Source organism: Candidatus Nitrospira nitrosa (assembly GCF_001458735.1).
Classification (GTDB): domain Bacteria; phylum Nitrospirota; class Nitrospiria; order Nitrospirales; family Nitrospiraceae; genus Nitrospira_D; species Nitrospira_D nitrosa.
This window is the reverse complement of record NZ_CZQA01000001.1, coordinates 847,505-859,391: the sequence shown is the minus strand read 5'-3', so window position 1 is coordinate 859,391 and position 11,887 is coordinate 847,505. Positions and strand designations below refer to the sequence as shown.

Genomic DNA, 11,887 nt, shown 5'->3' with positions numbered 1-11,887 from the left:
CCATTCCACACGTCAATTTCACGGCTTGGACTCTCGATCGATAGCCACAGCACCCTCACCGGCTGGCTAGCTGCGAGGTAACTCACAGTAGATCACGGTCAGTCGGAGCATAAGGAGATTGCCATGAACGACTGTCGGGACCGTTTGGTGATTTTGATCGTGGACGATAGTCCGGTCAACCTGTACGCCAAGAGTCGACTGGTGAGCCAACAGGGTTATGAGATCCATAAAGCAACCACTGGTCAAGAGGCACTGAGAATAGCGAGAACCGTCATGCCGGATCTCGTGCTGCTCGATGTGAACCTTCCGGACATAAGCGGCCTCGAAGTCTGTCATCAGCTTAAGAATCACCCTGAAACACAATTCATCAAGGTCATACACACATCCTCGATTTCCATTAGAGAGTCGGACCGGACAGGCGGGTTGACTATCGGCGCCGATGCCTATCTAATCGAACCGACGGAAACAGAGGAGTTATTCGGGACCATCAAGGTGGTGCTCGCGCTCGCGCATCATGAGCGGGAGAATCGCCGGTTGATCGAACGACTCGCCGAGAGCGAAGCCCGCTTTCACACAATTGCGGAAGCCGTGCCGAGTTTCTTATTTGAAACCGATGTGACGGGACGGAACACGTGGGCCAGCAAGGGGTGGTGCCGGTTCACAGGACAGACCCCAGAGCACGTGTCGGGTCTCGGTTGGGCCGATGCCCTGCATCCGGAGGATCGGGCGGACACGCTCGACAGATGGCGCCACTGCATGCAGAATGGCGTGCCGTTCGAGTCGACGCAACGGTTACGACAGGCCGACGACACCTATGCGTGGGTAATCGTGCGAGCTCTGCCTGTCCAGGATAATCATGGCACCATCACCCGCTGGATCTGTTCGGTGATGGATGTCGATGCTACTGTGCGGGCTGAAGAGGAGCAAGCGAGGTTGGCAGCAATTGTGGGGAGCACCAGCGATGCCATCATCAGCGAAAATCTGCAGGGCATTATCACCAGTTGGAACAGAGGGGCAGAAGTACTACTCGGGTATACTGCGTGTGAGATCATAGGCCGTCCGGCAATCCTGCTCTTTCCCCCCGATCGCAGGGGAGAGGAGCCGATCAATGCATTCGGCACTATCGAAACTATGCATCGGTGTAAAGACGGCCGTGATATTTGTGTGTCTCTGACCCTCTCCCCCATACGGAATAGACAGGGCGACAGACTGGGCACCTCACAGATCCTGCGCGAGATTACTGGGCCCAAGTGAATGGAAGAAGCCGTATAGTGGCTCAATCGGCGGCTGAAACGGTTGTCCCGTGTATCACTTTTCGAAGAAGAGTCGATGCAGGAACTCTCGAAAGTAACTTTTGGAATATGACGCCGATATCGAGATGTTCTCCTACTGTCGTCCGAACGAGACCAATAATGTCGGGCCTCTCTATGTCCGCGGCAGTCGGGAGAGCGAACATAGGCAGTTCCCACGATAGGACTCCAGTGCCGCGTACCGTGATCCTATGTCCCAGGACGTGCTCTCCAACTCGAAGGATTATGCACATCGTGGATATCACCGTGTAGTGCCAAGGATCTGTCATGCCTGATCAGCGAATGGTCACGGTAGACGTGAGACACGGATTTCACCGACGACTGAAAGCTGCGACACGAACGGCGCACCGTCGACTGGAGGCCCAGCTTCCTCTGTTGGACCATGCGCTGACTCTGGCACAGTATCATCTTCTGCTTCGTGTCTACGCGGGATTTTATCTCCCTCTGGAAAAAGCGATGGAGACCTATCATCCTCCGGCTTTTCAGGACGACTGGGTCTTGCGTAGGAAATCGCAGTGGTTATTGGAGGATCTCATCTCGCTTGGAGACACGCCTGACCTGATCAAAGCGTTGCCGCTCTGTTGTGAACTGCCACCGATGACATCCAGAGCTGACCTGCTCGGAGCGTCGTATGTTGTTGAGGGTGCGACGCTGGGCGGCCACATCATTCTGGGACGGCTTCACCATTCACTGGGTCCCTTTGCTCATCAATACGTTCGCTTCTTCACCAGCTATGGGTCTCATGTCCCGCAAATGTGGACTGATTTCCTGCATGTTTTAGAAGCAGCAGCCTGCGATGCAAGACAAGAGCTGCTGATTATAGAGAGCGCCTGTAGGACATTTTTGTCTTTTGAACAGTGGCTTAGCCGGAACCAGATCTGTGAACGCCTTTCACCTGCCCGGCTGAACGAGGGTTCGACGCCGTAGTTCACGTTGCGCCAAGGTGCTGAGCCAATAGCAGCAACGAAGAAGGAGCCAGCGCTATGACGGCGAACAGAGAAACCATTACCGCGCAGAATGTCGATCTCTCGAACTGCGATCGAGAACAGGTGCAGTTCTGCAATGCGATCCAGCCGCATGGGATTTTGCTGGTGCTGGACGAACCGGATTTCACGATTCGGCGAGCCAGCGCCAACACGAACTCATTGCTCGGCCTCACTCCAAATGAGTTGCTGGGCCAATCCATCGACCGCGTTTTGGGACGCCGACAGGGCGACCAATTCCGCGAACTTGTGCGCCATGAAAAGAATCTGACCGGCCCGCCGACTTGCCTCCTCACCGCCTCGGTACCGGGCCCGATGACAGAAGCGCATGTGTTTACGCATCGCAACCAGGATGGGCTGTTGATGGTCGAGCTGGAAAGCAAGGGCGAGGCCGGGCGGGTTTCTCTTCCTGATCTTTACTCAGAGGTTCGTGCCAGCATGGCCCAATTGGAGCGTACTGAGTCGCTGCTGGAATTTTTCAATCTGGCGGTCACTCGTATTAGGCATTTTACCGGGTATGACCGTGTGCTGGCCTACCAGTTTTTAGAGGACGGTAGCGGTCGGGTGTTGGCGGAAGATCGCGAGGAAGGACTGGAGAGCTATGTCGGCTTGCACTATCCAGCCAGCGACATCCCTGAGCCGGCCCGTCGGCTCTTTTCCATGAAATGGGTCAGCCACCTGCCGAATGTGGACTATGCGGCGGTACCAGTGCTCGCCGCGGACGGCGAGGACGGAAACCCCTTGGACCTTAGCTATTCTATCTTGCGAAGTGTCTCGATCATGTACAGCGGTTACCTCAAGAACATGGGTGTGAAAAGCACAATGGTCTTGACCCTGCTCAACAACGGCAAGCTGTGGGGCTTGATTTCATGCATGCACCATCAAAGCTCAAAACATCTCGCCTATGAGCACCGCACTGCGGCGGAATTTCTGGCCCATCTACTCTCGCTGGCGATGGCCTCTAAGGAGGAGTTGCAGAATCGAGACTATGCTCGTCAGTTATCACAACTCCACGCCAGGATGATGGAACAGATGCTTCGCCATATGAACTTTCAGGAAGGCCTCTTGCGGCATGACACCAATCTCCTCTCGTACTTCGGTGCTACCGGTGCGGTGATCGCGGTCGATGATCATCTGCACAAGCTCGGCACGACGCCGGATGACGATCAGTTGCGCGGGTTGATCGGATGGCTCATAGACCGTATGGATCAAGAATCCTTTGCGACCGACCGGCTCTCTACCGTCTATCCACCTGCCGAATCCTTTCGAGCCGCAGCCTCGGGCCTGTTGGGGCTGAGGCTCTTTGCACATAAACCGCAGTTCATCTTGTGGTTCCTGCCGGAAGTGGAAACAACGGTGAACTGGGCCGGTGATCCTCACAAACCGGTAGAGGTCTCACGTATCAATGGCATCGAGCAACTCATGCCGCGCACGTCATTCGCCTTGTGGAAGGAGCTCGTGCGTGGAGCCTCCCGGCCTTGGAAGGCTGTGGAGTTGACCGCGGCGGCGGATTTGCGCCGCGTGATCGTCGACGTTGTCCTACGCAAGGCGGATGAACTGACATGCATAAACGAAGAGCTGTCTCGCAGCAATGTCGAATTGGATGCTTTTTCCTATATCGCCAGTCATGATCTGAAAGAGCCGCTGCGGGGCATTCACAACTATTCCCAGTTCGTGCTGGAAGATTATGCGGACAAACTGGATGACGAGGGCAAGCACAAACTCCAGACGATGATGCGATTGACCGAACGGATGGACGAGCTGATCAATGGCCTCCTGCATTACTCTCGATTGAGTCGAGAAAAGCTGGAAGCCGAATCGACGGATATAGCGTCGCTCGTACAACGGGTGGTGCAATCGCTGACACCTCGGTTGGAAGAACTGCACGTGGCGATACGTGTGCTCGGCACGCTCCCCACGCTGCCGCTCAACCCCGTCATGTTCCAGGAGGTGTTCTTAAATCTGATTACCAATGCGATGAAGTATAACGACAAACCGGACAAATGGATCAAGGTCGGGGCGGCGACCAAGTCTCAATCCTCTCGGGCCGCCACCGCGATGGCTGAGGGACAGGTTGTCGTGTACGTGAAAGACAATGGAATTGGTATTCCAACCGAACGACAGGAACAGATCTTTCAAATCTTTCGTCGGCTACACGCCCGGGATGCCTATGGTGGCGGCACCGGTGTCGGGTTGACGATTGCGAAGAAAATCGTCGAGCGGCACGGAGGCAGGCTCTGGGTCGAATCGGAGCCGAACGTCGGAACGACATTTTTTGTCGCGTTACCAAGGTAGGAAACGATGCTTCGTATTCTGATTGCTGAAGACAACGATGAGGATTTTGTCGCATTCCAACGGGTGCTGAGTCGATCAAATGGCGCCACCCTCATTCGATGCCGTGACGGAGAGGAAGTCATCAATTATTTGAGCAAAGCGCTGGACGGAGCCGATTCGAGACCGTCGATCATCTTACTGGATATCAATATGCCGGGGACTGATGGGCGCGAAACTCTCGTACGTCTTAAGAGTGATTCCGCCTTTCGATCCATTCCCATTGTCGTATTCAGCACTTCCACGAGGCCTAAAGACATTGTCGATTGTTATGAGCAAGGTGCCAGTGGCTACATGAATAAGCCGGTCAATTACATGGAACTCGAGCGGAATTTGTGCAATTTGCTCGACTATTGGGAGCACACGATGTTGTTGCCATGAGCCGTCTCAATATAATGCTCAGGGACTCCAAGTCAGGTTTCGAGAGTCGCTGACTTGGTGCCTATTGACTCCTCTGTTGTACGACGTATGACAAGCAAGGCCGTTCTTGTTTGTTGGAAGTACGCGAGACAGCCCCTGCTCGGTCAATACGCTGCCATACACTTTTCCCGAGGGGACACTAGGGTAGTGCCTTGAGAGCTGGAATGGCGGCTTTGGTTAGATTTCTTTCTGTCGCGACACACGAGCGCGTAATGATTGCCGAGCGGGAGCGATGCAAGTAGCTGACCGTTGGAGCTGGTACCCTGTGAACTGGTGGGCTCGACCAGGGCGCGGATGGTTCGCAGGAACGTTCGGAGCCGTATGAGCCACAGCGCCATACCGAGTCACTCTAGCGGACGGTGGCGGTCTGACGAAGAAGCAGCGTCTCGGGAGGGCTACGCCGATGTACGAACTGGGCGTTGCTGTCCGGCCTGTGCATCCCGGTCGGCCTCAACAGCCTGGAGGTGCTTCGGAATGTCGCCTTTAAGTCGAAGCTGTCGCCTACCACTCAGGGACTGAAGACCTAAACCGCTTCACGGGAGATGTCCGTGGAGCGCATAATCTCATTGGGTGACTGCCGACGCACGAAAAGCCATTTGTGCCTCGCGACTCCCTGCGGGGCCTTGGACGGAACCGCCTGAATGCATCATCGCCCAGAGCAGCAGAAGCCAGAAAAATGGAAGGACCAACCATGTCTCCCAGGGCCATGCCACGGTCTGCATCGTCAGCAACGACAGATTTTCACCGCGCAACGTCTCGACGAGGGCCCACCAGCGAGACCCCATGATCCCCGCCATGAGGACCAGTACGGCAAGCCTCTGCCAACGCACAAGGCTTGGCCAGACTACGATTGAAACCACCAACTCAAGGTAATTGAAGCCGTACCCGGCCGGTCGACCCCAGTAGAGCAGCGTCATGGCCAACCCAAAGGCCAACGGGAAGTTGAGCGTGGCGTAGCGCGCCAACCAGAGGCTCACTCCAAGGAATAGGACCCAGAGTCCCAACGCGGTAACCTGCGCACCGGTTGCGGCCATTCCGAGATTGATCAATCCCTGCAACGGCGTTCGATTCCATGCGCTGAGCGGAGATTGCTCGGCTAGCGGCAGGGCCGTCCACATAGCATCCCCCGCGTTGAGGTAAAAGGCGAGCGCCTCGGCTCGCAGGTCCGGTCCCCAGCGGTAGAGTTCCGCTGTCAGAAGCAGTAGCAGAATTCCGGCGGCCACCATCAACGCCTTCGGGTTCTCTTGCTCCGTGCCGCGCGGTTGCACAGCCTGCAAGAGGAGGAAGGCGACGAAGAAGAGTGCGTAGAAGGGCTTGATCAGCACGATGAACGCGATGAACGGCGTCGCCCAGATCAACCGGTGGTCCCAGAGGAGTCGGCCTGCGGCCAGAGTGGTGAACAAGAGCAAGAGTTCAACGTTGCCGCCCAGTAGAGTGGCTGACAGATCCCGGGAGCCGATCACCAATAGAAGCCAGCCAGGGTGCGCACCGGTCGCACGGAACCAGATCAATACGAAGCCCAAAACAGACGCCATAATCACGGCAGTGAAGGCTACGCCGTCAAGGTTGAACTGATTGATCAGGAGCGCAAGCGTCGGTGGGTAGACGTATGGTCCGGGCTGTTGAGGCCGGGTCGCGAATTCGCGGAGAACATCGCGCCCCTCGCCAAGCGCCTGCGCAGCCTGCAGCTCCGATTCAAGGCGATGGAACGACCGAAAGATCTCGCGACTCTCCCCGGCCGTCGCATACGGGCTCTGGTTTTTCGAGATTGCCTCAGCAGCACGTTGATAGGCGAGAAAATCAATCGGTACAATACCGCGCTGCGCCGAATCCACGACAAACGCGACGGATCCCAGCAACCAGACTGCGAACAACAACCACAAGAGGATCAGCGGAAGGCGAGAACGCATGGTGGTAACACCGTATCATCCAGCCGGTAAATCATAAGATCTCATTCATGTGTGGACCAGGTGGGACCCTGAACAGCACAGATGCGTCATATAGCACATGACGCTAGTTTTTAAAGGCACCGGGCAAACAATGCCTGCCGAGACTGACTCGGCCATTCGGAAAGTTGCGACTTGCGAAACTTTCCTCAGGTACGCCCACTCGTCTCCGGTCCCGACTGGCAACTCGCGGCATCTTTCCGAACCTATAACAGTCGACTCCGCAAAGACAATCTTCCCAAATGGTGATTGCTCTGCGACTGCGTGCTCATCACGTGCGTCAGCTTCCAATCTGCGGACAGGACTATTGTCAGGAGGTCAATATCTGATTCGGCAGATGCGTCTCCACGTGCTTTTGACCCGAACAAAATCACGCGGACCAGCTCTTCGTTGAATCGAAGTTCGACTCTCCGCTTGAATTCTTTAACCGGTCGGTTGTTCTAGAGATAGGGATCATAGCTGCCTTTGTGCCTATGGTGTCGAGCGTAGAGTGTTCGCTCGATCCGGTCAAGATTTGAGACACCTCACTTCTGTAGATGGCCCGGCTTTACAGTGCTGTGGACACCGTTCAACCAAATCGGAGGAAATATGAGGAAACCGTTGTATGGCGAGTATTCCGAAAAACCATCCGTTTGAACTGCGACAGCGAGGGCCCTGGGGTAGAGTCCCAACTGGCTCATGACTCTAGGCCAATAAAGAACTTTCAAAAGAGCTTTCATCCGGGCTGTCGCGATCGGAATGACGACGAGCAACGCATGTCCGTTTTAAATTGGAGCGCCGAGCAGCGATGTGTTAGTAGTGGAGGGCTCACCGTGTGGCGGACATGGGCCACGTTCTGTAGGAGTCGCCACATCATGCGAAGGATGTCCTGGGAACTTAAACGACCTGTCATGGAGATATAACGATGCCCAAAGCCCGCAGTGCCGGTCAGTGCTATCAATGCGAAGCCGATGATCGAGTCAGGATGACCTTCATGACATGCAGCCGCTGTCGCCGGTACTTCTGTAGTGAGCACGGCACATCCCAATTAGACCAATGCGAAGCATGCATAGAAGGTGCTGAAGAGACAGACTAGCAGAATGCTGAAAAAGTCCTCCAGCGGCGTTCTCGCATCACTCAGCGTCTCGACGTACCGAAGCGTACGCCTCGCCCCTTCGCTCGCTGTGGCCTTGCTGGACGGCCTTTTTGAGCATCCTGAGGTGTGGAGTGCCACAGTTCCTTCTCTCAGCGTGCAACGATGGGCGAAGCAGAAACCTCGCTTTTCAGCAAACTGCCGGCGAATGGTCAATCATTGGATGGACCAGGGAAATGCTCCCAGGAGGCTTTCCGGAGACGGTTGCATGAAGCTGTGTTCACATGGATCTGGTTGCTCCAGGTGATGGCCGAACGGCTCGTCCGCTGTTTCCCTTCTCCACTCCGTCGCGTTTGGCCCCCGCCTCGTCATTCTTCGACAGACTGTCTATAAATTCGCCCGCGCGATACAATTCAACGGTTGCGGAGAGGGCAATCCATCAAGCTGTGAAGTCATCGGAAGCGACGGGCTCGCCTGATTGGTGTCGCATTCACGTTACTGTCGGGAGGGAGTTCAGCTCAGTCAACCTGTTGCACTGTCATATAGATCGATGACCACGCTGTTTCTCTTTGCGATCATCTTTGTGCTCAATTGTCTGCCCGCGTTCGCACCACCGACGTGGATGGTGGTGTCTGCGATGACCCTCTCCCGTCCTGGCGCGAATCCATGGCTCACCGCGTTTGTGGCGGCAACAGCGGCGACTGCCGGCAGATTGGTCCTCGCGAAAATGGCGTTTCTTCTCGTCCGGCAACGATGGTTGAGCGCACGTACCAAAGAGAATGTGGATCTGGTGAAGGCCCGTCTGGAACAGCACCGCGCGATGACGTTCGGAGGCGTCCTCGCCTATACCTGCAGCCCCTTGCCGTCGAACTCGCTGTTCATCGCTTATGGGCTCACGTCATTACCCCTGGCCCCGGTGGCGGCCGCTTCCTTCATCGGCCGCTTCCTGACCTATAGCATTTGGGTGGTCATGGCCATGGAGGTGGCACAGAAGGTCGTTGTCGATGAGGGATCGGTCTTTGCCTATCTCGGGGGGTATTTTGTCGTGACGCAGGTTCTCATGCTCGCGCTGGTGGTGCTCTTTGCGAAACTGGACTGGAGGGCCTGGTTTACCAGCAAGACAGTCCGACTCATGAACCAGAGAGAATCTTCTCCTCAGAAGTGATTCCCCATCATCCTAGAGTTGACCGTGGCCTTGCTCCATCCTGTCACTCCCGCAATGTCATCCCCTCCAGTCCCCGTTCTCAGCCGCGGTACCTTGTTTCCTCTCCGATCCATGTAGTGGCTGTTCCCCTTCACTGGGAGAGTCACTGTTCCACTCAACTCATGTCTCGGCCTCTAGGCTCATGATCTCCACATATACCGCATTGCACCGCCCCCTGAATCGCTTCTAGAATACAGCACCAAAAAAAGTTTGCAGCCGTTCGACTGTTCTGCGTCGTGAGCCAATGCCGTCCAGCAACAGCAAGAAAATCGAGGAAGCTCGTGCCAACGCTCGCCGCCTGATCGAGCAGGGTCCAAAAGTATTCATTGGCTTGTTCATTCTGACCGGTGCGGCGTATCTGTCCGGATCGGTGTATACCAGATCATACTTCTCAGCATTCGGCGCCTCATGGGTTCTGGAAGAGGTTCCGATCGCAATCTACTTCAGTCAGAGCTGGATCCCGCTGCTGCTGATTCTTTTCTTCGGATATATGGTTACCACGAATCTTACGCTGATCGAGGAGCCCGGTCATGTGACCACGAGCACAGGGTTCAAGATTTCGGTCTTGGCGGTCCGACATGGTCCGTGGCTGCTGGTTGGACTGCTAGGCCTCACCACTCTACTCCGCTCACTCGATTTCGTATCTGCTGCGATCGACCTCTTACTGGTTGCGATCCCTCTGCTGCTCTTCGTCTGTGCGTCAACACTCGAACTCTTTGTCGTGAGATTCAGCAAGATAGATCGGGGTATCGATTTGTCGAGAGCATACCTCTCGCTCGCGGTGATCACCACTGCGCTCTATGTTGTTCCTGCACAGCTCGGCACAAACTGGGCACGGCTGGATCAGCAAGACTCATCGTCTCTCCTGAACGTCTATCTTCGTGATGATGCGACCATCTACAAGCTGCTGTTTGCAGCTGAGGAGCGGTGGTATGTGTTTCCAAGCAGGTATGAGGGGAACGAGCCACCGATCAAAGCGGTTGCCGCAACAGATATTTCCTTTGGACTGGGTCAGAACGACACGATGACCCAACCAGGAGCAGAGGTGCTCCGGGGTCAGTAGTTCCGTGGTCCTGCCCTTGCACATTTACCCGATTAACACAGTCATTTCATGAAAAAGTGGCGCATAATGCCCCAAAGATGGTAGGTCTCTGTGGCAATAGAGGGCAATTTGGGTCCTGTTCATCTAATTCTTATCCCTTGGAGCATGGCATGACAGAAGATTGGGGTGCGATCCTCGTCGTGGATGATGACGCGGATATGCGGGAACTGGCCTATGACATGCTGAAGGACCGTGGTCATCAAGTGACGATGGCTGGGAGCGGAGAAGAGGCCCTAAAACGGTTGAGTGAGGAAGATTATGCGGTAGTGCTGACCGATCTCCGCATGAAAGGGATGGAAGGGATCGAGTTGTTAGCCGAGGTCAAGCGCAGATATCCCGACATCAACGTCATTCTCATGACGGCATTCGGATCGGTGGAAACGGCGGTTGAAGCGATGAAACACGGAGCCAGCGATTACCTCACGAAGCCCGTGAAGAAAGATGACCTGGTTCGCGTGATCGAGCGGGTCGTTCGTGAAGCGTCGCTGCGTCGGGAGGTGAATCGACTCAGAAAAGAAGTGCATAAAGAATATAGCTTTCATCAGATCCTGGGAAAGAGCAAGGCGATCCAAGGGGTTTTCGATCTCATTCGCCGAGTAGCGGATAGTCCGACCAATGTCCTGATTACCGGAGAAAGTGGGACCGGCAAGGAATTGGTGGCGAAGGCGATTCATTTCAATAGCGACCGGAAAGATGCCCCGTTTGTTCCCGTCAACTGCGCGGCTATTCCAGAACAACTGTTGGAGAGCGAGCTCTTCGGACATATGCGCGGGGCCTTTACCGACGCCAAACTCGACAAGCGGGGTTTGTTTGAAGAGGCTCAAAAAGGCACCTTGTTTCTCGACGAGATCAGCGAATTGCCGCTCATGCTCCAGGCAAAGATTCTCCGTGCGATTCAGGAAAAGGAAATCAGACGGGTGGGTGCGACGAAGCCGATCTCGGTGGATGTCCGGATCATCGCGGCCACGAACCTGAATCTCAATGAGGAAGTGAAGCACAAGCGGTTTCGTGAGGACCTCTACTATCGACTCAATGTCATCGAACTGAAGTTGCCGCCGCTTCGAGAACGGCGGGAGGATATCCCGCTGCTGGTAGAGGCCTTTCTCAAGAAATGCGGGACTGCGCGTGGGAAAGACGTGAAGGGTGTGAGCGAGGCGGCACTGGCGATGTTGATGGACTATGCCTGGCCCGGCAATGTGCGGGAACTCGAGAACGTCATCGAGCGGGCTGTGACGCTGAGCCGTGGCGAGAAGATTTCGCCGGATGATCTGCCTCCGGCGGTACAGGGGGCGCGGGGAGATCGGCGCGTATTGGACGAAGCGGCCGAACACACCTTGCCCTTACATGAACTCGAAAAAGAGTACATCAAGAAGGTCCTCGAAAAGACCGGTGGCAACAAATATCAGGCCGCCCATGCTCTTGGAATCGATCGCAAGACCCTGTATCGTAAACTCGCCGAAATCGAAGGTAAGTCTCACCCAGAGGAATAGCCGCCACTGTCGGATCATCGCAGCGGGAC

8 protein-coding genes and 1 pseudogene are annotated in these 11,887 nt (G+C 55.4%); 7 read left to right on the top strand and 2 right to left on the bottom strand.

Annotation, left to right across the window (positions count from 1 at the left end):
- Window positions 1-123: 123 nt before the first annotated feature.
- The 4 genes from COMA1_RS04115 to COMA1_RS04095 all read left to right on the top strand — a co-directional run bounded on the left by COMA1_RS04115 (window position 124) and on the right by COMA1_RS04095 (window position 5,005).
- Window positions 124-1,254 (top strand): PAS domain S-box protein, encoded by a 1,131-nt coding sequence (locus tag COMA1_RS04115; RefSeq protein WP_090744181.1) that lies wholly within the window; start codon window positions 124-126, stop codon window positions 1,252-1,254.
- 323 nt (window positions 1,255-1,577) lie between these two features.
- The gene (locus COMA1_RS04105) at window positions 1,578-2,237 is read left to right on the top strand and encodes a biliverdin-producing heme oxygenase (protein ID WP_090744174.1); all 660 of its coding nucleotides are present in this window, start codon (window positions 1,578-1,580) and stop codon (window positions 2,235-2,237) included.
- 56 nt (window positions 2,238-2,293) lie between these two features.
- Complete coding sequence (locus COMA1_RS04100) at window positions 2,294-4,588, top strand: ATP-binding protein (protein ID WP_090744171.1); 2,295 nt, start codon at window positions 2,294-2,296, stop codon at window positions 4,586-4,588.
- A gap of 6 nt (window positions 4,589-4,594) precedes the next feature.
- Entirely contained in the window at window positions 4,595-5,005 is a 411-nt protein-coding gene (locus tag COMA1_RS04095) for a response regulator (RefSeq protein ID WP_090744168.1), read from the top strand.
- 602 nt (window positions 5,006-5,607) lie between these two features.
- Here the strand turns inward: COMA1_RS04095 and COMA1_RS04090 are convergent.
- Together COMA1_RS04090 and COMA1_RS22120 are read right to left on the bottom strand one after the other, a co-directional pair.
- Window positions 5,608-6,954, bottom strand: a complete 1,347-nt coding sequence (locus tag COMA1_RS04090; RefSeq protein WP_090744165.1) for a hypothetical protein — start codon at window positions 6,952-6,954, stop codon at window positions 5,608-5,610.
- 242 nt (window positions 6,955-7,196) lie between these two features.
- Window positions 7,197-7,400: pseudogene (locus COMA1_RS22120) on the bottom strand (nucleotidyltransferase domain-containing protein); the annotation flags it as partial.
- 1,212 nt (window positions 7,401-8,612) lie between these two features.
- Here COMA1_RS22120 and COMA1_RS04080 point away from each other — a divergent pair.
- The 3 genes from COMA1_RS04080 to COMA1_RS04070 all read left to right on the top strand — a co-directional run bounded on the left by COMA1_RS04080 (window position 8,613) and on the right by COMA1_RS04070 (window position 11,858).
- Window positions 8,613-9,227 carry a hypothetical protein gene (locus COMA1_RS04080; protein ID WP_090744159.1) on the top strand — a complete coding sequence of 205 codons (615 nt, stop codon included), beginning with the start codon at window positions 8,613-8,615 and terminating at the stop codon, window positions 9,225-9,227.
- 283 nt (window positions 9,228-9,510) lie between these two features.
- On the top strand, window positions 9,511-10,329 hold the full coding sequence (locus COMA1_RS04075) for a hypothetical protein (RefSeq protein WP_090744156.1): 819 nt from the start codon (window positions 9,511-9,513) through the stop codon (window positions 10,327-10,329).
- Between the two features lie 149 nt (window positions 10,330-10,478).
- Window positions 10,479-11,858 (top strand): sigma-54-dependent transcriptional regulator, encoded by a 1,380-nt coding sequence (locus COMA1_RS04070; RefSeq protein WP_090744154.1) that lies wholly within the window; start codon window positions 10,479-10,481, stop codon window positions 11,856-11,858.
- The last annotated feature ends 29 nt before the right edge of the window (window positions 11,859-11,887 follow it).